This window comes from Leisingera sp. CC-HEC093, assembly GCF_059429195.1.
This window is the reverse complement of the sequence record NZ_JCAIJR010000001.1, coordinates 2,212,545-2,234,349: the sequence shown is the minus strand read 5'-3', so window position 1 is coordinate 2,234,349 and position 21,805 is coordinate 2,212,545. Positions and strand designations below refer to the sequence as shown.

21 protein-coding genes and 1 riboswitch are annotated in these 21,805 nt (G+C 61.3%); of the genes, 6 read left to right on the top strand and 15 right to left on the bottom strand.

The features are described 5' to 3' along the window. Window positions 1-16: 16 nt before the first annotated feature. Window positions 17-577, bottom strand: a complete 561-nt coding sequence (locus AC5STB_RS10740) for a helix-turn-helix domain-containing protein (RefSeq protein ID WP_495442823.1) — start codon at window positions 575-577, stop codon at window positions 17-19. A gap of 105 nt (window positions 578-682) precedes the next feature. On the opposite strand from AC5STB_RS10740, the gene AC5STB_RS10735 reads away from it, so the two are divergent. The 3 genes from AC5STB_RS10735 to AC5STB_RS10725 all read left to right on the top strand — a co-directional run bounded on the left by AC5STB_RS10735 (window position 683) and on the right by AC5STB_RS10725 (window position 4,501). Continuing rightward, on the top strand, window positions 683-1,891 hold the full coding sequence (locus AC5STB_RS10735; RefSeq protein ID WP_495442822.1) for a benzoate/H(+) symporter BenE family transporter: 1,209 nt from the start codon (window positions 683-685) through the stop codon (window positions 1,889-1,891). A gap of 103 nt (window positions 1,892-1,994) precedes the next feature. Then, the gene (gene ilvD / locus AC5STB_RS10730; protein ID WP_495442821.1) at window positions 1,995-3,839 is read left to right on the top strand and encodes a dihydroxy-acid dehydratase; all 1,845 of its coding nucleotides are present in this window, start codon (window positions 1,995-1,997) and stop codon (window positions 3,837-3,839) included. A 173-nt stretch (window positions 3,840-4,012) separates the two neighbouring features. After that, a complete protein-coding gene (locus tag AC5STB_RS10725; protein WP_495442820.1) occupies window positions 4,013-4,501 on the top strand; it encodes a hypothetical protein in 489 nt (162 codons plus the stop codon). A 72-nt stretch (window positions 4,502-4,573) separates the two neighbouring features. Here AC5STB_RS10725 and AC5STB_RS10720 read toward each other — a convergent pair whose 3' ends face one another. Further along, complete coding sequence (locus AC5STB_RS10720) at window positions 4,574-5,392, bottom strand: sulfotransferase family protein (RefSeq protein ID WP_495442819.1); 819 nt, start codon at window positions 5,390-5,392, stop codon at window positions 4,574-4,576. Window positions 5,393-5,537: 145 nt separating this feature from the next. Here AC5STB_RS10720 and AC5STB_RS10715 point away from each other — a divergent pair, with 145 nt between their 5' ends. Continuing rightward, on the top strand, window positions 5,538-7,115 hold the full coding sequence (locus AC5STB_RS10715) for a DUF5928 domain-containing protein (protein ID WP_495442818.1): 1,578 nt from the start codon (window positions 5,538-5,540) through the stop codon (window positions 7,113-7,115). Window positions 7,116-7,153: 38 nt separating this feature from the next. Here AC5STB_RS10715 and rpiB read toward each other — a convergent pair whose 3' ends face one another. From rpiB to AC5STB_RS10700, 3 genes are all read right to left on the bottom strand, one after another. Beyond that, window positions 7,154-7,603, bottom strand: coding sequence for a ribose 5-phosphate isomerase B (gene rpiB / locus AC5STB_RS10710; RefSeq protein ID WP_495442817.1), 450 nt, complete (start codon window positions 7,601-7,603; stop codon window positions 7,154-7,156). A 145-nt stretch (window positions 7,604-7,748) separates the two neighbouring features. Beyond that, window positions 7,749-8,834: an FAD-binding oxidoreductase gene (locus AC5STB_RS10705; protein ID WP_495442816.1), complete on the bottom strand. Its 1,086-nt coding sequence runs from the start codon at window positions 8,832-8,834 to the stop codon at window positions 7,749-7,751. 4 nt (window positions 8,835-8,838) lie between these two features. Next, window positions 8,839-10,074 (bottom strand): aromatic ring-hydroxylating oxygenase subunit alpha, encoded by a 1,236-nt coding sequence (locus tag AC5STB_RS10700; protein WP_495442815.1) that lies wholly within the window; start codon window positions 10,072-10,074, stop codon window positions 8,839-8,841. Between the two features lie 107 nt (window positions 10,075-10,181). Then, window positions 10,182-10,380: riboswitch (cobalamin riboswitch) on the bottom strand. A gap of 271 nt (window positions 10,381-10,651) precedes the next feature. Here AC5STB_RS10700 and AC5STB_RS10695 point away from each other — a divergent pair. Together AC5STB_RS10695 and AC5STB_RS10690 are read left to right on the top strand one after the other, a co-directional pair. After that, the gene (locus AC5STB_RS10695; protein WP_495442814.1) at window positions 10,652-11,188 is read left to right on the top strand and encodes a dihydrofolate reductase family protein; all 537 of its coding nucleotides are present in this window, start codon (window positions 10,652-10,654) and stop codon (window positions 11,186-11,188) included. Window positions 11,189-11,203: 15 nt separating this feature from the next. Further along, window positions 11,204-11,743: a TetR/AcrR family transcriptional regulator gene (locus AC5STB_RS10690; RefSeq protein ID WP_495442813.1), complete on the top strand. Its 540-nt coding sequence runs from the start codon at window positions 11,204-11,206 to the stop codon at window positions 11,741-11,743. A 66-nt stretch (window positions 11,744-11,809) separates the two neighbouring features. Here AC5STB_RS10690 and AC5STB_RS10685 read toward each other — a convergent pair whose 3' ends face one another. The 10 genes from AC5STB_RS10685 to pssA all read right to left on the bottom strand — a co-directional run bounded on the left by AC5STB_RS10685 (window position 11,810) and on the right by pssA (window position 21,644). After that, window positions 11,810-12,454 carry a DUF1523 family protein gene (locus AC5STB_RS10685; protein ID WP_495442812.1) on the bottom strand — a complete coding sequence of 215 codons (645 nt, stop codon included), beginning with the start codon at window positions 12,452-12,454 and terminating at the stop codon, window positions 11,810-11,812. 10 nt (window positions 12,455-12,464) lie between these two features. Beyond that, on the bottom strand, window positions 12,465-12,731 hold the full coding sequence (locus AC5STB_RS10680; RefSeq protein WP_495442811.1) for a hypothetical protein: 267 nt from the start codon (window positions 12,729-12,731) through the stop codon (window positions 12,465-12,467). A 1-nt stretch (window position 12,732) separates the two neighbouring features. Then, window positions 12,733-14,094: a DUF6638 family protein gene (locus AC5STB_RS10675; RefSeq protein WP_495442810.1), complete on the bottom strand. Its 1,362-nt coding sequence runs from the start codon at window positions 14,092-14,094 to the stop codon at window positions 12,733-12,735. A 1-nt stretch (window position 14,095) separates the two neighbouring features. After that, window positions 14,096-14,917, bottom strand: a complete 822-nt coding sequence (locus AC5STB_RS10670) for a hypothetical protein (protein WP_495442809.1) — start codon at window positions 14,915-14,917, stop codon at window positions 14,096-14,098. A 187-nt stretch (window positions 14,918-15,104) separates the two neighbouring features. Next, window positions 15,105-15,413 (bottom strand): hypothetical protein, encoded by a 309-nt coding sequence (locus AC5STB_RS10665; RefSeq protein WP_495442808.1) that lies wholly within the window; start codon window positions 15,411-15,413, stop codon window positions 15,105-15,107. After that, window positions 15,413-17,350, bottom strand: coding sequence for an AAA family ATPase (locus AC5STB_RS10660; RefSeq protein ID WP_495442807.1), 1,938 nt, complete (start codon window positions 17,348-17,350; stop codon window positions 15,413-15,415). Before AC5STB_RS10660 ends, AC5STB_RS10665 begins: the two co-directional genes overlap by 1 nt. A 104-nt stretch (window positions 17,351-17,454) precedes the next feature. Beyond that, complete coding sequence (locus AC5STB_RS10655; RefSeq protein ID WP_495442806.1) at window positions 17,455-18,576, bottom strand: hypothetical protein; 1,122 nt, start codon at window positions 18,574-18,576, stop codon at window positions 17,455-17,457. 416 nt (window positions 18,577-18,992) lie between these two features. Next, the gene (locus AC5STB_RS10650) at window positions 18,993-20,075 is read right to left on the bottom strand and encodes a hypothetical protein (RefSeq protein ID WP_495442805.1); all 1,083 of its coding nucleotides are present in this window, start codon (window positions 20,073-20,075) and stop codon (window positions 18,993-18,995) included. A gap of 173 nt (window positions 20,076-20,248) precedes the next feature. Beyond that, the gene (locus AC5STB_RS10645; protein ID WP_495442804.1) at window positions 20,249-20,872 is read right to left on the bottom strand and encodes a class I SAM-dependent methyltransferase; all 624 of its coding nucleotides are present in this window, start codon (window positions 20,870-20,872) and stop codon (window positions 20,249-20,251) included. A 25-nt stretch (window positions 20,873-20,897) separates the two neighbouring features. Beyond that, window positions 20,898-21,644 (bottom strand): CDP-diacylglycerol--serine O-phosphatidyltransferase, encoded by a 747-nt coding sequence (gene pssA, locus AC5STB_RS10640; protein WP_495442803.1) that lies wholly within the window; start codon window positions 21,642-21,644, stop codon window positions 20,898-20,900. Window positions 21,645-21,805: the final 161 nt, after the last annotated feature.

Sequence of the window (21,805 nt, the reverse complement as noted above, 5' to 3'; positions counted from 1 at the left end):
ACACAAGTGAAGCATATCACTCCCGCTGCGTCAGAACCGCCTGCCGGTAATGGTGCATATTGAGGAACGCCGCGCCGGTCTCCCGGCTGCGGTAGCCATGCGGCTGATCGGCAGCAAAGCGCAGGCCCTGGCCCGGCTCCAACGCCACCCATTCGCCATCGCGCAACACCTCCAGGGAACCCTGCAGCACATAGACCTCCTCGGTCACGCCGGTGTCATGCGGCTGCGATTGGTGGCTCTGGCCGGGTTTCAGCGTCACCTGAAAGGTCTCGGCGCCCAGAAGCGGATCAAAGGGAAAGACGATCTTCACCCCGATGCTGCCGGGAAACTGCACCGTCTCATAGACGCCGGTGGCTGCGCTCACTGGCCGCGCGGCCTCGCCCAAAAGGGCCGTCAGCGGCAGGTGGAATCCCTTGGCGATCTTCCACAGCGTGGCAATCGTCGGGCTTGATTCGCCGCGCTCGATCTGCCCCAGCATCGCCTTGCTGACACCTGTGGCTTCCGCCGCTTTGCTCAGGCTAAGCCCCGCCGCCGCGCGGATTTCCCGCAGGTTCAGGGTGATGCCTTCATCGCTCATTGTCTCTGCCCGCCCAAAAAACACTTGTGCGTTATAACGCACGGATTGTAGTGTGCGCTATAACGCACGCCACCCTACCCCGCCCGGCCGCCAAGGAAAACCCGCATGCTCAAGGATCTGAAGCTTTCGCATCTCGTCTCCGGCGCAGTTGCCGTGCTGGTCGGCTACACAGGCTCGGTCGCGATCATTTTTCAGGCGATTGAGGCCGTCGGCGCCACCCAGGCCCAGGCCAACAGCTGGATGCTGGTACTGGGGCTGGGCATGGGGATTACCTGCCTGATCCTGTCGCTGATGTACCGGATGCCGATCCTGACCGCCTGGTCGACGCCGGGCGCTGCACTGCTCGCGGTCAGCCTCAATGGCGTGCCGCTGGCAGAGGCGGTGGGCGCTTTCCTCCTGTGTGCGGTGCTCTTGACCCTCACCGGCATAACCGGCTGGTTCGCCGCCCTCTCCCGTCTGATCCCGGACAGCCTCGCCAGTGCCATGCTGGCGGGCATTCTGTTCCAGTTCGGGCTGTCCGCCTTCACCTCGCTGGAGACCGACACCACGCTGGTGGCGGTGATGGGCCTGACCTTCCTGGCAGGGCGCAAGCTGTTCCCCCGTTACTGTATCCCCGCGGTGCTGGCGGCCGGCGTGGCCTGGTGTGCAGGCACCGGCGCATTCGGCAGCCTGGAGGCGCTGGACCTGACGCTGGCAGCCCCCGAGTTCGTGATGCCCGCTTTCTCGCTGCCGGTGCTGATCGGCATCGGCCTGCCGCTTTATGTCGTCACCATGTCCTCGCAGAACATGCCCGGCGTGGTGGCGCTGCGGGCCTGCGGCTACGAACCGCCAGTTTCCGCCAGCCTGACTGTCACCGGCCTGGCCTCGCTGATCCTCGCCCCCTTCGGCGGCTTTGCCTTCAATCTTGCTGCGATCACCGCCGCCATCTGCGCAGGCCCCGAAGCGGACGAAAACCCGGACACCCGCTATCTGGCAGGCGTGATGACAGGTCTGGTCTACATCCTGGTGGGGCTGGGCGGCGCGACCGTGATCAGCCTGTTCCTGATCGCCCCCAAGGCGCTGGTTGCTACCATCGCGGGCCTGGCGCTGCTGGCGACCATCGGCAACAGCCTCTCCGCCGCACTGGCAGAACCGCAGGGGCGCGAGGCCGCCTTAATCACCTTCATGACCACGGTCTCCGGCATCAGCTTTTATGGAATCGGCGCGCCGTTCTGGGCGCTGGTGCTGGGCCTTGCGGTGAATCACTGGCTGAACAGCCCCGAACCGCCCCCCGCCCGCGCCCAAGAGAAAGCCCAAGAGACATTTCACCACTGAAATCCGGCGCGATCTGCGCCAAAATTACCGAACAACCCCCTGGCCGGTTGCCTTTATTGCGCAAATCGTGTCCCTGAGGGCAAAGACTAAGGGAACCAGCCTGATGCCAAAGTACCGATCCAGAACCTCCACCCATGGCCGCAACATGGCGGGCGCGCGCGGATTGTGGCGCGCCACCGGCATGAAGGACGATGATTTCGGCAAGCCGATCATCGCCATCGTCAACTCCTTCACCCAGTTTGTGCCCGGCCACGTTCACCTCAAGGACCTGGGCCAGATGGTCGCCCGCGAGGTCGAGGCGGCCGGCGGCGTCGCCAAGGAGTTCAACACCATCGCGGTGGATGACGGCATCGCCATGGGCCATGACGGCATGCTCTACTCGCTGCCCTCGCGCGAAGTGATTGCCGACAGCGTCGAATACATGGTCAACGCACACTGTGCGGACGCCATGGTCTGCATTTCCAATTGCGACAAGATCACTCCGGGGATGCTGATGGCCGCCATGCGCCTCAACATCCCGGCGATCTTCGTGTCCGGCGGCCCGATGGAAGCGGGCAAGATCGACATCGCCGATCTGGACATGAAAAAGATCGACCTGGTGGACGCCATGGTGGCCGCGGCGGATGACAAGTTCACCGACGACCAGGTGAAGCACATCGAGGAAAACGCCTGCCCGACCTGCGGCTCCTGCTCCGGCATGTTCACCGCCAACTCGATGAACTGCCTGGCCGAGGCCCTGGGCCTGGCGCTGCCGGGCAACGGCTCGACGCTGGCGACGCATGCTGACCGCAAGGGCCTGTTCCTGGAGGCTGGGCGCAAGATCGTCGAAATCACCAAACGCCACTATCAGGATGAGGAAAAGGGCCTGCTGCCGCGCGAGATCGCCACCTTCGAGGCCTTTGAGAACGCGATGAGCCTCGACATCGCCATGGGCGGCTCCACCAACACCGTGCTGCACCTCTTGGCCATCGCCAACGAGGGCGAGGTGGATTTCAACATGTCCCACATGGACCAGTTGAGCCGCAAAGTGCCCTGCCTGTGCAAGGTCGCGCCGAACATCCACAACGTCCACATGGAAGACGTGCACCGCGCCGGCGGCATCTTCTCAATCCTCGGCGAACTCAGCCGCGCAGGCCTTTTGCACAACGACTGCCACACAGTGCATTCCTCGACCATGGGCGAGGCGATTGCCAAATGGGATATCAAAATCGCCAACAACCCGGAGGCTGAGGCGCTGTTCAAGGCGGCACCGGGCGGTGTCCGCACCACCCAGGCGTTTTCGCAAGCCAACCGCTACAAGGAGCTGGACACCGACCGCGAAGGCGGCGTGATCCGCGCCAAGGCGCACGCCTTCAGCCAGGACGGCGGATTGGCGGTGCTGTTCGGCAATATCGCGCGGGACGGCTGCATTGTGAAAACCGCGGGCGTCGATGAACACATCCTCAAGTTCACCGGCTCGGCCTACGTCTGCGAAAGCCAGGACGCGGCGGTGAACGACATCCTGACCGGCAAGGTCAAGGAAGGCGACGTGGTGGTGATCCGCTATGAGGGACCGCGCGGCGGTCCGGGGATGCAGGAAATGCTCTACCCGACCTCCTACCTCAAGTCGAAAGGCCTGGGCAAAGCCTGCGCCCTGCTGACCGACGGGCGCTTCTCCGGCGGCACGTCCGGCCTGTCGATCGGCCATGTCTCGCCCGAAGCGGCTGAAGGCGGGACCATCGGCCTGGTGCGCCAGGGCGACAAGATCGAGATCGACATCCCCAACCGCACGATCCATCTGGCGGTCTCCGACGAGGACCTGGCGGCGCGCCGCGAGGAGCAGGACGCCAAGGGCTGGAAACCGGCAGAGCCGCGCAAGCGCAAGGTCTCCAAGGCGTTGAAGGCCTATGCGCTGCTGGCCACTTCGGCGGCTAAAGGCGCCGTGCGTGCGCTGCCGGACGAGGACTAAGACAGCAAAGGTCTGGCCTTCATTTAACATCCGCCGCACTAATTGCGGCGGGTGTTTCAACTGAAAGGTAGATTTCATCGATTGCTCCAGACGCATACCATTCCAAAAAACAAGACCGAGAAGACCTAGTCCATTTCCCGCCCTGCCGAGTGGCCGAATTTTTGAGAAATTAGGTGTTTAAAAAAATCGCCTTGATGCTTGCACTGATTTATCCAGCGACAGCATCCGCCAAGCCCGAAAAGTCTCTCTGCACCTTTGGGAATGGCCGGAGCTATGCTTCTGATTTCAAAAAGTTCCTATCCAACCACGCAGTATTCGTGATGGATGCGGAAAATGGTACGGCAACTGCTTACGATTCATATGTCCAACTGATGCATCAGTCGCCAATTCCCGCGCGTTTCAAAAAGAAGGGCGACGGAAAATACCAGCTTCGCTGGAAACTCGCTGGTGTGCCGGTTGAAGTTACACGGTCCGATCGCGACGGTTCGACCCGGATATATGATAGAAAAGTCACCTTTCGTTACTCATTTCTATTTGATCCGGCCACGAAACGCGGCCTTCTCTCCGCACGAGGTGGAGGCAAAAGCTTCAAAACGACGGCTAGGATGAGCTGCGAGGAAACAAACCGGAACATTGTCTTTCAGACACTGCAACCAGCCTGACGGATTGCTTCACGCTTTGCAGAGCCCGGGAGCCGGTTACCTCTGCTGCCAGCCCGCTTTAACTTCGCCCCTTTACTCCCCCAGCTTGGCGTGCACCTCATCAAGGTCGATCTCGCCAACTGGCATCTTGTTGCCCGGGTTCTCGAAATCGTATTTGAACAGCTCGAAGTCGCGCTTGTAGATCTCGTAAACCAGATGCATCGACAGGTCGTCGAAATAATCCTCGACCGGATGCGCGCGCTTGGGGCCGTGGCCCTCGCTCTCGTTGAAGCGCGGGATCGCCGCCAGATCCACCTGATGCGGCGTCTCGATCGCGTCCAGCACTTGCTGCATCCCGTCATTAAACGCCTCGGTCCAGAAGATCCGGTTGTAGCGTCCGCCGTTCAGGATGAAGGTCGACACATGCCCCGACATCGCCGACCAGTGGATGTCGGGGTCCATCGGGCGGCGCCAGCGGATGGTGTCGCGGGCGAACAGCAAAAACCGGCGGAAGCTGGCGATCTGATCGAACTCCTGCTTGCCGTCGTCGCCGCCGACCTCGATCCCGTATTCATAGGCCAGCTTGGGCACCAGATTGCCGCGGTAGCGCTTGCCGTTGCGCTGAATGCCGCAGATCTTGTCGAAGAAAGACGACAGGATGCGGGTGTAGGGGTTGCGCACGCAAGTGAAGGCATAGGTCTGCTGGCCCTGCACGTTCCGGGTGATCGGCCCCTGGCTGTGCTCCAGCGCCCATTTGTGCAAACCGTCCCTGGCGTCGTGGATATCGCCGTCAAAAAACCGCCCGTGGTCCGAGTAATAGAGAATTTGCCCGATCGTCGAGCAGGCGCATTTCGGCACCACCCGGTAGACCACACTTTCACTTTCCGTCATCCAGGTGCCGGGAAACCCCATCTGCCGCCCTCTTCTTATCCGTCTTCGCCTGTTCCCAGCAGTAATCGCATATGTTTACCGAAACGGGAACTATCTGGTTTATTCGTGTCCCCAGCGCGCTTATCAAGGTAAACAATCAGGCAGAACAAGGCAGTCCGTCCTTCTCATGGCAAAAATCGCATATATCTTGCTGTGCCATAAAGACCCCGAGGCGATCATCCAGCAGGCAGAGCAGCTGACTGCGGCGGGCGACTGCATGGCGATCCACTTTGACGCCCGGGCGCCTGACGCGGACTACCGGACGATCCGGGAAGAACTGGCAGGCAACCCGAATGTGGCATTTGCCAATAGGCGGATCAAATGCGGCTGGGGCGAGTGGTCCCTGGTGCAGGCGACGCTGCAGGCGCTGCAGTGCGCGGTGCAGGAGTTTCCCCGCGCCACTCATTTCTACATGCTGTCGGGCGACTGCATGGCGGTGAAGACGGCTGAATACACCCACCAGTTCCTGGACCGGCACGACAAGGATTTCATTGAAAGCTTCGATTTTTTCGAAAGCGACTGGATTAAGACCGGCATGAAGGAGGACCGGCTGATCTACCGGCACTTCTTCAACGAGCGCAAGCATAAGCAGCTGTTTTACTGGAGCCATGGCCTGCAAAAGCGGCTGGGACTGCAACGGGCTATGCCGTCAGACATCCAGGTGCAGATCGGCAGCCAATGGTGGTGCCTGCGCCGCCGCACAGTGGAGTGGATCCTGGACTTCACTGCCAGGCGCCGCGACGTTGTGCGCTTTTTCCGCACCACCTGGATCCCCGATGAAACCTTCTTTCAGACCCTTGTGCGCCACCTGATCCCGGAGGCCGAGATCGAGGCCCGGACCCTCACCTTTCTGATGTTCACCGACTACGGGATGCCGGTGAATTTCTACAACGACCATTATGACCTGCTGCTCAGCCAGGATTTTCTGTTCGCCCGCAAGATCAGCCCCGGCGCCAAGGAGCTGAAGGCGCGGCTCGGGCGGCTCTACGCAGCCACCGGCGTGGACTTCCAGATCTCCAATGAGGGGCGCAGCCTGTATCAGTTCCTGTCTCAGCGCGGCCGCAACGGGCGGCGTTTCGCGCCGCGGTTCTGGGAGACCGAAAGCACCCTGGGCCGCGAGCGCGAGCTGCTGATCGTGATCTGCAAAAAATGGCATGTTGCCAAACGGCTGCTGGAACAGATCCGGCACACAACCAATATCCCGGCCATCGAATACCTGTTCAACGAAGAAGACACGCCGCTGCCGGATCTCGGCGGCATTCAGGCTGCGCTGATGAAACGCACCCGCCACCGCCGCGCGCTGGTGCGGATGCTGTTTGAATACTACGGATCAGATCAGCTGATCATCTGCCTGGACCCGGCCGACATCGATCTGATGAACGACTTCCATTCGGACCGGTCTTCCACCCGTTTTCTGCTGATCGAATGCGAGTTCAGCGAGGATTACCTGACCGGGCACGCGCACCGGGTCGGACTGGCAGGGGAGCGCACGCCGCAATTGGCGCTGGAACGGCTGCTGCCTGCCATCCGCAATGATATCCACCATGAGACAGACCGCATCCGGGACGCCGGGTTCAACCAGCTCTGCATTATGCGCGAAAGCAGCAGCCCGGAGGACAACGCCGGCCAGCTCAGCGGTTTTCTGGGCCTGTCACCGGAACAGGCCCGGCAGATTGCCGGGACCAGTTACTTGTTCGCTGACTGACCGGGGGCTTGCCCCCGGCACAGCCGGATCCGCACGTATCAGTCTTCCAGCGCCTTGATCATATCGACGCGGGTGCCGTGGCGGCCGCCTTCGAAACCGGTGCCCAGGAAGGCATCCACGATTTCCAGCGCCAGACCTTCGCCCACCACGCGGGCGCCAATCGACAGCATGTTGGCGTCATTGTGGGCGCGGATCATCTTGGCAGAAAACGTGTCGGCGCAGACACCGCAGCGGATGCCTTTCACCTTGTTTGCCGCCATCATGATGCCTTGACCGGTGCCGCACAGGACAATGCCCAGCGCGCACTCGCCAGAGGCCACCAGCTCTGCCGCGGCGGCGCCGTGCTTGGGGTAGTGAGTGCTCTCAGGGGTCTGCGGGCCGATGTCCTGCACCTCCCAGCCCTGTGCTTCGATATGGGCGGCAACGGCCTTGCGCAGCTCAATGGCGGCGTGGTCGCTGGAAAGGGCAATGCGTTTGCTGGCAGTCATGGTCTCGTGGTCCTGTGTCGCAACGGGGGGTATGGGGCTTGGCCCCGTGTTGACCAAGGGAAGGCCGCGGCGTCAATCACTTTGTTGCCGCAGGCCCGGACCGGCAGGACGGGAGGGAGGGCCCGGAACAGGCCCCCCCCAAGGATCAGATTTCCACTTCGACCCGGCCAATCGGGTTGGAACAGCAGGCCAGGATATACCCCGCCTCAATGTCCTCTTCCGAAATGCCGCCGTTGTGGACCATATGCACATCGCCTGCGGTCTTCTTGACCTTGCAGGTGCCGCAGATGCCAAAGGTGCAGCCCGACGGGATGTTGAGGCCCGAAGCCTTGGCCACCGCCAGCACCGTATCGGTCTCGGTGCAGGCGGACGTCACGCCCGACGCGGCAAAGCTGATCTCGGCGGCAGCGGTCTCTTCCGGCACCACGTCGTCCAGCTCCGGCGCATCCGCCTCGGTCTCCACCGGCGCGCCAAAGCTTTCCTGATTGTAGTTCTCCATGTCGAAGCCCAGGCCGTTCAGCATGTCGCGCACTGCCTGCATGAACGGCTCAGGGCCGCAGCAGTAGACCTCGCGCTCCAGGTAATCACCGGCAATCAGGCCCAGCATGATCTGGTTCAGCTGCCCGCGGTAGCCGGTCCAGACCTGATAGGGATCATCCTCTTCCACCACAAAGTTCAGCTTGATCCCCGGCACCCGCGACGCCATGCTTTCCAGCTGCTGGCGGGCAATAATCTCGCTGGGCCGCTTGGCGCAGTTGATAAAGCAGACGTCCGGCGACTGGCCGCGGTCGAACAGGTATTGGGTCATCGACAGGCTGGGCGTGATGCCGGAGCCTGCGGAGATGAACAGGAACTTGCCATTCGGACGCTTGGGCAGGGTGAACACGCCCGCCGGGCCCGACGCTCTGATATGCCTGCCCGGGCGCAGGTGGTCCAGCATCCAGCGGGTGCCGATGCTGTCTCCCTGCGCCTTCACCGTGACGGAGATCGACAGCGGCCGCGACGGCGAGGAGCTGATGGTGTAAGTGCGCCAGACGGTTTCGCCGGGCACCGGCAGCTCCAGTGTCAGGAACTGGCCCGGCTGGTACTTGAACCACGCGCCGGACGGCGCGCGGAAGCTGAAGGTGGCGGTATTCGGTGCTTCCGGCACGACAGAGACGCATTCCAGCATCTCGTCGTCCTTCCACGCCAGGGTCTCGTCCAGCGTTTCGAAATTGGCCTGCAGTCCCATAGCACTACTCCGCCGCGATCAGATGGCGGCCGGTCAGCGCGCGGGTCAGGTGCTCAGCATACCAGTTGGAGAACTGGATTACGCCGCTCTCCTGCACTTCCGAATAGGGGCCGGGTTCATAAGCGGGCGAGTTGATGCCGCGCTGGTTGTCCTCCACCACGATGCGGTCCTCGTCATTGGTGGCCATCCAGACCTCGGTCAGACGCTTGATGTCATAATCCTGACCCTCAACCGCATCCTTGTGCACCAGCCACTTGGTGGTGACTTCGGTCTCGGTCGGGCTGATCGGGGTCACAAGGAACACCAGCGAATGATCCGGCAGGAAGTGGTTCCAGGTTGTCGGGTAATGGAATTTCAGCAGCGTGCCCGCATCGGCGAACGGCACCCGGCCCAGCTGTTTGGCAACGGCCGCTTTGCCATCCATGGTATAGCTTTCCGCGCCCTCGTTCAGCGGCATCCGCGCCAGACGGTGCTGGCCGCGCCCGTCGATGGTGAAGGCCGACGGAATGCCCGCCGCTTCGATCCGGTCGAAATGCTTCTGCAGATGAGCCGGGGTCTCACCGCCTTCGATACCAGTGACCGAGGGGTCTTCCGGGAAAGTCCGGCACAGCGACGGGTGGTTGCCGCCGCAGTGATAGCACTCGCGGTTGTTCTCCCAGACCAGCTTCCAGTTGCCGTTCTCGATGATCGAGCTTTCATAGGCGATCTTGGCGTTGCCCAGGTCATGCGGCTCCAGATAGGGGCGGGCCACATCGGCAAAGGCATCGAAATCCGGTGCCTCATCGGCCAGACAGATATAGATCAGACCGGCCAGATCGCGGCAATGCACCGGCTTCAGCCCGTGCTTGGAGGCATCGAAATCCGGCCCCATGTCACGTGCCCACAACAGCGAGCCGTCCAGCTCATAGGTCCACTGGTGGTAGGGGCAGACCAGCTTGGGCGAATTGCCCTTCTTGGCCTTGCACACAACCGAACCGCGGTGGCGGCAGGCGTTGTGGAAGGCACGCACTTCGCCATCGGTGCCGCGCACGATGATGACGTTGTAGGACCCCACCTGATGGGTCACGTAATTGCCCGGTTTCGGCACTTCGCAGGCGGGAATGGCAAACAGCCACTCGCGGTAGAAAATCTGGCGCATGTCCAGATCCAGCACGCCCGGATCGGTATAAAACGCCTGCTCCAGGGAATAGTTTTTCTGCCGGGCCACCAGCTTGGCCAGAATTTCGCTGTCGTGAAGCATCTGCTTCTCTCCTTTGCCGCAACCCCGCGGCGTGTTGGCTTGGGTGCAGGCAGGACTGGAGAGACTGCAGGCCACGCGCCTGCAACCGCCCCGCCGCCGCCCGCGGTTGACGTTTTCCTGGCAAGGCTGGTTTCCGGACTGTCCCGGGGCCGTTAGGCGGCGGGGCCTGGCACCTTCCCGAAGGATTTCCCTCAGTGGTTTTTGCCATGCCTTGCCCGGGGTCACCGTTGCGGGGTCAGTGCCGGAGTTTCACCAGCTTCCCAATTCTCCGCCCCAAAAGGCGGCACCTTGCTGAGGCGCAAATTGCCCTAATCCCGGCCATGGGGCGGAGACAAATCCGACCCGCAAAAACCGGAAAAAGACATGCATGTTTGCTGCGCCCGAAGGGACAGGGATGTCCAGAATCTCAAACCGGCATTCGCCAGTCTGTTTGCGGCAAGCGCTTATCTTTCATGCGCTTACGCGCCGCCGGCCACCGCGAATCGATTCGCAGGCCGCAAGTCCGGCACTGGCCTCTTGGAACGCAGTGCACAATAAACTGTATATCGTATAATTAAGCGAAGCACAGGAGACACCGATGACCACCGGCCACGTATTTATTGCCACCAGCCTCGACGGTTATGTGGCCCGCCAGGACCATTCGCTGGACTGGCTATCCAAACAGCCCGCAGCCAAGGACGACGATGGCGGTTTTGCCGCCTTCATGGACAGCATCGACGGGCTGGTCATGGGAACGGGATCATTCCGCACTTTGCTGGGGTTCGGCCAATGGCCCTACGCCAAGCCGGTTGTGGTGCTCAGCCGCAGCATGACCGAACAGGACATCCCCGAGCACCTGAAGGACAAGGTGCGCCTCAGCACCGCCGCGCCCGCAGACCTCATGCAGGACTTGCAACAACAGGGCTGGACCCGCGCCTATATCGACGGCGGCCGTCTCGTGCAGTCTTTCCTGCGCCAGGGGCTGATCGCCGACCTGACCATCACAACGGTTCCGATCCTGATCGGCAGCGGCATCCCCCTGTTCGGCAGCGTGGACCGGGACATCGACCTCAAGGTGGCAAGCTCCCGCATCCTTCCTGCCGGTATGGTTCAAACCACCTTCCAGGTGGTCTGACCAATGCCCCCGCGCATGGGACGCCCACCCAAGGGCAGCCGCACCCTCAGTAAGGGCGATGTGCTGAAAAAGGCCCTGCACCTGCTCGACCAGGGCGGCAGCAAGGCTCTGACCTTCAAGGCACTGGCAGAGGCGCTTGGCGTCACCCCGATGGCAGTGGCCCATCATGCCGGCACTAGAGACGAGATGATCGCGGGCCTTGTGGCCATAGCGTTCGAAGGTTCAGACACCCCGTCAGAAGCAGCAACGCCCAAGCTGCGGCTGCGCGACCTGATGACCCGCTACTGCGCCCAGGTGACCCGCCATCCGGAACTGGCAAAGTGCATCTTGGAAAACCCCTCGCTGATCGGCCCTTCCCTGACCGGGCTGACGCAGCTCATCGAAGCGGAAATCACCGCCGCAGGCGTAACCGGCGCAGAGGCCCGCACCCTCCTGTGCCTGATCGTGGATTACACCCACGGCTTTGCCTTTGCCGCCGCCGCGGCACCGGGCGGGGCGCTTTCGGTTGACGATTTCACCCCGGCACTGAACTGGGTGCTGGACCGCATCGGATAAAAAACGCGGCCCCCTCAGGGCCCGCGCTTCAACTCAGGCCGGCACCGCCCTGCCAGCGGCCCTTCCTCACTTCGATTTCCAGGTATCCAGCCAGCGGCGGAACCGGCCCTTGCGCTCGGCGATTGCATCGCCCGCCGCATACAAACTGTCCTCGGCGCTTTCGATCATCGGGTCGATCCGCGCCCGCCGGAACCGGCGCCAGCGCACATAGACCGCCCACAAAACCGCCGCCAGCAGCACCAGGAAGATGATGGAGAACCAGTTCGTTGGCTTGTCCTCCGGTCCTGCCACCGGATTGATCGTCACCGCATTCGGGAAGATCGACAGGAACTCATTCCGCCAGCCGTAATGCAGCACCGCCACCCATTCAGGGTTCGCCTTGGTCGAGATGCTGTCATTGGCATCTGTATAAAGGTTCGCGGTGTCGAATTTGAAATAGGGCGGCCAGTTCCAGCCGGTGTCCTCGTTCCGGTAGACCATATTGCGGCCGTTTGCGCGCACCGCCTGGATGAACTGCACATCGCGGTTGATCAGCTGCGCCGACTGGTCGTCCGGCTTGGACCAGAAAATCCGGGTCCAGTCGTTCAGCTCCTGCCGTTCCTCATAGGTATTGACGATCCGCACCACGTCATACTGCGGCAGCGTGTAATGCAGGAAGGCGCCGAACAGCACCCAAAAAGTAATCAGGAAAGCCCATTTGATGAAACGCATGGGGCGCACCTCACATGAAGTTAATGACGTAGATCAGGAGCGCCAGCGCCCCCAGAGGGATAACATAGACCAAGAGGATCAACTTGCGCCGGAACGAACTGTCGTATTGTTTCAGCCCCCGCTGGATGAAGGCCGCGCGGTCGCCGGTCAACCCCTTCTCTTTCCAGCGCCGCTTAAGCTTCAGCCGCCGCACCTCGCGCGAGTACAGCGACACTGCGGCATAGACCACGGTCAGCACCACCAGGAGGATCAGGATCAGGCGGATGAAGCCGAACATCTCAACGCCCCCTCACCCGGTTCACAGCACCCCAGGGGCCAACCCGGTCAACCATCCCCTTGCGCCGGTTCCGCGGCAGCCGGGGCATCCGCCCCTCCATATCCGGCTCATGCCCGAACAGCGCCTCGCGTGCGCCGGCCTTGTCCACCGCATACTCCCGCGCCAGGAATTCAACCGCATAGGCCTTCTTGGTCTCCGGCCAGCCGCGGTACTGGCGGTAGAATTCCTCCTTGTGGCAGATGAACATCTGCCGGAAGTCATGCGGGCACAGCTCCGCCAGCAGCATGTTGACCAGATCCCGCTGGGCCGTGTCCGACGCCCGCAGGGAATAGAAATAGGCCGGATGATCTGAGCGGATCTTCGGCCACTTGCCGCCGCCCTCGGCCCAGCGCACCAGCGCTGCCAGCCCTTCGAACTCTGCCGGCAGCTCATCCGCATGGCGCGCTGCCATCCGCCGCAGGTCCGACCGCGACAGCCCGGTCAGATCCCGGCCCTTCTCCGTCAGCACCGAAACCGCCAGGAACCCCATCTTCTGCCGAAGGATCGCCGCGCCATCAACGCCGCGCGCCCGGATCACCGGCTCCGCCAGCCCGTTCAGCTCCAGGAACCTGGCAATCGCATTGCGCTCCCCCAGATCGAACACATGTTTCAGCGGCACGCCTTCGGGCTTTGCGCTGCTGGCGATCACCGCCGGATGCTCGACATCCTGAAACACGTAAAGCCCGCCGAAATGCGCAGTCCAGAAGTTCGACTGCTCAAAGACCTCATGCGCCAGGTGCACCGGATTGCGGGTCACATCGCCGGTCTTCTCTGCCGTCGCAATCATCTCGCCGATCAGATCATCATCAAACCAGGCATCCTCCCCGGTTTTAAACTGCTCCACCAGCTCCGCCAGACGGTCCGCATGGCGCAGCGTGCCGCGGGTGGTATCCGCCTCGATCCGCACCTGGCGGATATCGAACAGCCTGGCGGGCGAGGACACCTCGAACACCGAATTCACCAGTTCGCCCGCAACCGCATCCGTCGCGGTCAGCGCAAACAGCTGGCGTTCATTCACCTCGATGAACCGGCGCAGGATGTCCCGGCTGGTGGAGAATTTCACGTGAAGCAGCGGGCAGCGCTTCTGCTCGGTCGACAGCAGAATGAACTGCCGGTTCACACCCGCATGGTTCAGATAGTGATCATCCCCCAGCTCATCCCCGATCTCCGGCGAAAAACCCGAGATATCGACATGGAAATCCGTCAGAGCCGTGGTCTTGCCGGTCAGATGCTTCAGCGCGCGATTGTACCGCTCCACCAGCGCGGGCGAGGCCACATGGAAGAGATTGCCGAACATCAGGCCATGCTGGATGAGGCGTTTCATGTTAATCCCCTTCATCCCAAACAGATAATCCCATGAAGTTGACATAAGCCTCGTAGGTTTCTCTAAGGCGGTAGAAACGAACTATTTCCTTATCAGAGAGGGACAGATCCCGTTCACACTCAATCATCAGTGTAAGAAAATAAGCCATATCGTGAAGCGCATCCGGTGTCTGCGGTTTCTGCAATTTCGGATCGTCTTCAATACGCCTGAAAACTCTAGTGCCATTTCTAAACATTCCACCCATTGCTTGGATCAATTCGAGTGCTGGGATACTTGGGGAGAAATTGTGCTCAAGAAGTCTTTCCGGTGTACCTTTTTCCCCACAATACCATTTCAACACCCGAACATCTGCAGCAAAGAAAAACTTCTTTAGTTCGCTTGCAAATTTTTCGAACTTCTTCAAAGCAAGCTCATGACGGCGCTGAACTTGCTCTTCCTCAAATATCTCACCTTGAAGCCGAAGCAACTTTACTTGTTCGGCTTGAGCGATTGCCATTTCTTGAGTCGCTTGTCGCTGCTCACGCAATTCTTCGCGTTGAGCGGCTAACTCTTGGCTCTGCAACCAAACCGTTACGATAATCCAAAGAAAAGCAAGAACTCCGGCAATACCTGCAAAAGTGTCTCCAATCTCATTGGGTGGCGACATGATCAAAGCCCAACCGCGAAGTTGCCAACCACCGTCACTCGTGTACTGCGGCAGCATGGCCAACACGACTACAATCACAAGGAAGGTCTTTGTAATCGCCTTTCCCACGTCCATCGGACGGTCACTTTTCAAACCGCTTCGAATAGAGCGCCAGTGCTTCCCAGCCCAATCAATCACTCAATAACCTCCAGACAACGCTGGAAAACCTCACCGCCCGAGGCGCTTGCGGCTCGGGCAGCGCCCGTCCGTCCCCCTGGGCAGGCGCTCCGCTTCCGCCCGAGGACAGGCTCTGCCCTCATGTTGTGCGAAACACTTGCCCCAATTCCGCTTGGCACGGGATCCCAATTTATGGTGCAAGACACAATCATCGCTGAAACCTGAACAGAGCCCGGAACCCTACCGCAACCAGCACCAGCGGAACACCAATCAAGACACCGGCAACCGTTTTGCGAAGCGCAATTTCGTTGTACGGAAACTCCAGCAGATACCCCTTGGGCAGAACCGCCGAGTAAAACAGAACCGCATAGATACCCAGCAGGAGAACATAGGTAAGACAGGCACTCCCCGCCTGCTTGCCCAAGCTTCCCCAGCTCCGCTGCGCCATGCTGCCAAAGAAAACACCTGTGCCAATTGAGAGGGCGAGAACTACCCCGACATAGAGAAAACCGCCCATCAGCTTTTCCCCTCCAGATACCGCCGCTTGGCCTCTTCCTGACGGCCGAAATCGCGCACCATGTTTTCAATCGCCACCTCATCCGATTTGTCAGCATAGCGGAACTCGCTGTCGGCGTAGCGGTTGATCTCCTGCACCACCATGTCGACGGTGATCGGCACCCGCAGCTCGGCAATCATCGCGGATTTGGTTTCGTAATCCTTGAACAGGAACAGCTTCGGATTCTCCATCCATTCATCCGGCAGCTCGAAATCCATCGCGCGGACCTTGACCGCATCGGTGATATTCTTGATGGCACGGCCGGTGAACCGTTCATCCGCGGCTTGGATCGCCTTCAGATAGGTGCCCAGCTTGGCCAGATCATCCAACTCACCAATCTGGTCATGCACCCGGCCGAATACCTCCGCCAGCCCCGGCTCCTGCGGGCGGTTGTGCGCCTCGAATGAGCGCGCCACCGCCTTCTTGATCTCCTGCGCGCCATACAGATCGTGTTCGCCCTGCGGGATCGCATGGTTCTTGCCCATCAGAAGGGTCAGGATGTCGATGTAATCCTCCCGCGTCTGCGGCCCGTCCACCAGGAACCGCGCGCCCGCCCGCTGGCGCAGGGCGTCGTCCACATTCTCCGGGTAGTTGGAGAACATGCCAAAGGTGCAGTTGCCGCGCACCACGGTATTGGCGCCGGCAAAGGCCTCCATGAACACCGCCGTCACCTCCTGCTGGCCCGCGCTGGACTGCCGGTCGCCGCGTTTCCCTGCAATCTGGTCGATGTCGTCGATGGTGCCAAAGCCGATGACGCCCGGGTCGATCACGTTCTGGATAAACGATTTGGCGTTCTGCCCCGACTTGCCCTGATAGCTGTCGATATTGTCGATGCCGAAATTCTGGTAGCGGAAGGCATAGCCTGCATTCTGGCAATAATCATGGATCAGCCCGGCCATCATCTGGATCAGGGTCGTCTTGCCCGTTCCCGGCTTGCCGTCGCCCATGAAGGTGAAGATAAAGCCGCCCATCTCGGCAAACGGGTTCAGACGCCGGTCGAAATCATAGGCCATCAGCATCTTGGAGAGCCTTAAGGCCTGGTATTTGGCGATATGGTTGCCCACCACCTCATGCGGCTTCTTGAACGCCATGGTGAGCGTTGTGGACTTTGCCTTCGCTGCCGGTTCAAAGCCGCTGATGGTCAGGTCATCCGCCTCCACCCGCCAGGCAGCAGCCGTGAACGCCTCCAGCCGCGGCGCGTTCTGGGCGCGCAAGGCCGCCTTCTCCATCAGTTGCTCGGCATAACCCGCCGTGGCCGCAATCAGATGCGCATCATCGGGGGCATGCAGCGCCAGCTTCTGGTCCAGCTCCCACAGCGCCCCGTGCAGAGCCAGCGGCGCGTTATCGGTCAGCAGCTCCTCCGCCTCGCCCACCTCGGCCTGCGCCTCGCTCCCGTGCGGCGCCAGCAGGAAGGCCGCGGCATTGGCAAACACATGCGCCGCAATCAGCGCCTCCGCCGCCAGCAGCTCGGTGAACTCCCCTTTGCGCGCGCCGTCCAGCGATCCCGCCAGATTGGCGCGTTTCAGGTCGCCAAGGCCAGAAACATCCGCATAAGCCTCCCCCATCGCCAATGAGATCGCCAGCGCCCGGCGCAAGGCATGCTGCAAGGTCGCCTGCAAGGGTGAGGTCAGCGGATCATCCTCATCCGCCGCCTCGATGCGGGCAATCAGATGCACCCCATCGGGACGCGCGGTGGAGCGCGTGACCAGCCCTGGCGTAGTGGAGCGGAACCGCCGCCGCGTGCCGATCCCTGCGGACCGCTCCGGCGCCTTGCCCTCTGCCTGCGGCTTGGCAATGCGCGGGGTGTGGTCAAACCCCTCCAGCAGCGCCGCAGCCGCTGCGTAATGTTTGCGGATATCCTCTTCCCGCAGCTCCATCTGATTGCCTGAAATGCTCATCTCACCCTCTCAATCCGTACCATGCAGGCCAAAATAAGGCCCGCTCTTCTTCTGGCGAAAAATATCCCCGCCGGAGGCTCCCGCCCCAGCAACAGGCGCAGGCGTCAATACCGCAGCACCTGCCCCGCCTCGCTCACCACAAACTTCTGCACATCCCCGAACCCCGGCGGGTCCAGCTCTGCCAAAACCTGGAACGGGCGCTGCGGCAGGATGATGGCGCGCTGTGTCCGCGTTGCTCCGGTATCGGCGCCGCGCCCGCCAAAGGGATCGAGCGCAAAGATCTCCCGCTCCACAGTGCCGAACCAGCCCGAGCGCTCCTCGCGCACATCCTCGCTTTCCAGCTCCTCCAGCGTCCAGGCCAGCGCCCAGTCCTGGCCCGCGGGCGCCTCCGCCTCCTCCAGCACTTGGTGCAGCGGCCCGGACTGCTCGGTATAGGCAGAGGAATACATCGGCCCAACGTGGTAGCGGCGCAGATGCTTGGGATGGAGGTCGTCGAAATCCTCGTCAAACCCCTTGGCAATGGTCACCAGCTTCAGCCCCGCTAGCGCCTGCGCCATCAGATGCGCCTGCACCTCAGGCCAGCGGCGCTCGTCCTTGGGCAGCGCCACCTTGCCGCTGTCCTCCAGTTCCATCAGGTAGATCACCGGCAGGTTCACCTGGCTGTCATAGGCGGCCCAATGCAGCAGGAAGCGACGGCGGCGCGGGCCAAGGTTTTCCAGCCATTCGCAAACCGGATCGTTCTGGGTCCAGAACAGCTGCCCCTTCAGCAACTCCTGATAGTAGAGGCGTTGCGACAAGGCGAACTGCAGCTTTGATGGCGTTGTACGCTCCGAGATGATGGCGCGCACCATATCATCCTTCAGCTGCGTCTCACTGGCCATATTAGCCAGATGCCGCTCCGCCTGCTGGGCGTCATTGGCCATGGTCATGAGTTCCGCCGCCACCGGAAAGCCGCTGTCGCGCTTGTCCATCGCCAGGCTGCCGAAAAACCGCCCCGTGTCGCGCCCCGCCATCAGGTATTTCATGCTCAGCGCGCGGAAGGTGAAGTTGAGCCGCATCAGGTAGGCGGTCAGCACCTTCACATCGGATTTCGACAGCCGCCCCTCCGCCTGCATCGCTGCCGCCACCCGGGTGAGATGCCGGATGATGGTCTCGAACTTCTTGAAATACCGGCGCGAGGCGAAGGTATCGCTGAGGCCTGCGTGGTCGTGGGAGGGATCGGTCATGCCGGCCCCCTTTCCGGACGTGCCGCTTGCGGCGCGGACAGCGCCCGGCCGCCCCCGTCAAACCGCAGGTTTGCCTCCGGCAAAACGGTGGGCGCTACGCGCCCACCCGCGGCCGGGAGCCGTCCTCTGTTGGTCTTCAAATTCAGTGGCGACATATTGCTCCGGCTTTCCCAGTTATTTCTCGGCGCGGAAAACTCAGCCAGCCCCCTCAACGGGATTCTCACTTTGAGCTTTCTTCAAACGCGATCGCAAATGAAGTGCCGTGCCGATCATGCTACCCGCGGCGGCAGAGAATAATATGGCTTTTGAAAGCTCGGTATAAACCGCAAGCAACAACACGCATAATCCGGCGCCGCAGAGATCTAACCACCAATCACGCCAGTTTTTGGGGTTTTGAAGTAATGGAATCCGCACCTTCACCCCCCATACAGGTTCTTGTCGTGCTTCTCGACAATCGCCGCGAACCGGCGGGCAAAGCGTTCGTCGGCCTTGGCCTTCTTCTCCAGCACGTCGCGGGCGAACACCATGTTACCCTCATGCGCTTCCAGCATGTCGGCCATTTTCTGGTTGGTCGCGGTGCCGATCGCTGCCATTGCAGTCTGGGCTTCCTTGTCGGTCTGCACGCCGATCTCGTTGATCCTATGCGCCACATCCTGCTGCTGTGCGGTCTTCAGCGATTTGGTCAGCGCATCATACAGCACCACCCGCTGCTGGGTGTCCGTCTTCAGCTTATTGATCAGCACCATCTGCGTCGCCGCCTGGTTCTGCAAACTGTCGACCCAGGTCTTGCCCTTCTCGATGTACCGCTCCAGCGTCTGGGACTTCGCAAGCTTCACCTGCTCCTCCTGCACCAACGCGTTGTACTTGGCGTTGGTGTCCGCCAGCTCGGTCTCCAGCTTGGTGCGCGCGGCGGCGTCCTGCTCGACTGAGATTTTGTTCTCCAGCTCGATGATCTGCGGATCCAGCGCCACGATCTCAGCCCGCACGCCCTCCAGCTCCTGCACGGTGAACTCCCGGTCATCCAGCGTGGCGGCCAGATTGGTCTGCACCTTCTCGCGCTGGTCTTCCAGCGTCGCCAGCTGGCCCTCCAGCAGCTTCACAATCACGTCCGACTTGGCGATCAAGTCCTGCAGCTTGTCGTCGATGCTGGCCGTGCGCATCCGCTCTTGGCGCATCGAGTCCGACTTCCCCTTGGAAAAGAAGCCGACAAAGCTCTCCCAGCCTGTCTTCGACCGCATCTCGTCGAAATCTTTGGAGAATGCCGCCGTCACATCATCAAGCCCCATGATCAGCTCGGCAATATTGGCGTTCATCACGTCGGTATGCGCATGCACGTCTTCCAGCGTCGCGTTTTCAATGTCGATGCTGGCATCCTCGCCCGCTTCGATCTTGCTGCGCGCGGTCTCGATGCGTGCCGTCATCGCCTCGATCTTGGACTGCGACTCGCGCACCTTCTCCTGGCTGTCCGCCACCATTTTCTCAAATTGGGATACACTCATCGCATCCGCTCCTTCCCTGTCAAATACCTGATCCTGATATGGGAATGTAAATGGAATTTACATCCCCTGGGGCGCTGCAATTCCACCCGTTTCAGACGCACTGTTGCAGACAGGCCGCACAAAGAAAAGCCCCGGAGGACACCCCCGGGGCCGCTTCGCGGAAACAGGCCGTTTCACATGGTCTGCTGCTTGCTCAGCACCAGGAATGTCATCATGCCGAAGGGCGGAATGCTCTCTTGAACCTCGACCTGCAGCCGGTCCTCCTGCAGCACCGTTTCCAGGGCAAAATCCGAATGCCAGCCGATCACGTTGGCCAGCGGGGCCGAAAGCTTCTCCAAGGAAGCCCGGACCCCCTTGCCGCTTTTGAAATGATTGGTGACCACCAGCTTGCCGCCGGGTTTCAGCACCCGCGCAATCTCATGCATCACCTTGTCCGGGTCCGGCACCACCGACAGCACATGCATCGCGGCAACCGTGTCGAATGAATTGTCCGGGAAATCCAGCTGCCGGGCATCCATCTGCCGCAGCGCCTCGACCTGTGTCAGACCCAGCTCCTGCACCTTGGCCTTGGCCTTTTTCAGCATCTCGTGGCTGAAATCGATGCCGGTCACCTGCAGGTGCGGCGCGTAATGCTGCAGCGACAGACCGGTGCCGATCCCGACCTCCAGCACACTGCCCTCGCGGGAATTGATGTAACGGGTCGCCCTGCGGCGGCCAGAGCGCGTCACCGCGCCGAATGTCTTGTCATAAACCGGCGCCCAGCGCGCATAGGATTCTTCAACTGCCTTGATATCCAATTCGTCCCTCCCCGGACGTCTTGGGCTAGTTTTTTGGCTTTGAAACCAGCCCCCAAATCACCATAGCAACGTAAGTAAGGCATAGCACAACCAGCACCGTCCATGCATAGGTCAGTAATGCCGCAGCCATGAAGGCAAAGCCCACAAGCAGGTACTTAACATTCTCGCGCGAGATTTTAACCGCTTTCGGCGACCAGGTCGGAATGTGGCTGATCATTGCCAGCCCGACCACCACCATGGTGAGACAGATCAGCAGCTCATGCAGCACCGGTTCGCGGCTGCCATAGGCAAAGGAGGCGAACATCGGCAGCAACGCCAGCAGCGCCCCGGCGGGCGACGGGATGCCCTCGAAATAGCCTTTGCGCAGCTTCGGCGCCTCCTCCTCCGACTTGCTGCTGACATTGAACCGCGCCAGCCGCACCACGCAGCAGACCGAGAACACCAGCACCGAAATCCAGCCGATCCCGCGCATGTCCTGCAGCGCCCACAGATAGATCACCATTGGAGTCGCCACGCCGAAGTTCAGGAAATCAGCCAGCGAATCCAGCTCAGCCCCCATCTTGCTGACACTGCGCAGCGCCCGCGCCAGCCGCCCGTCCAGCCCGTCCAGCACCGCCGCCAGCAGGATCAGCATCACCGCCAGCGCGTAATTGCCGTAAACCGCAGACCGGATCGCCGACAGGCCGGCACAGATCGCTCCGATCGTCATCAGGTTCGGCATCAGCTGGATCAGCGCAAATTCCGATTTCTTCTTTTCCGGTGCTTCATACATGGCGGTGGTTCTTTCTTCCTCGCGGGGGGCGCGTGCGTGCGTCCTCTGCAAGAGGGTAACATATCGGCTGGCTATTCGGCGGGCTATGCCGTGGCGCACATATGCCCCAAGACCATTCCCGGCGCAACGCTTGTACCCGACGGCACGGAATTGTCCCTGTT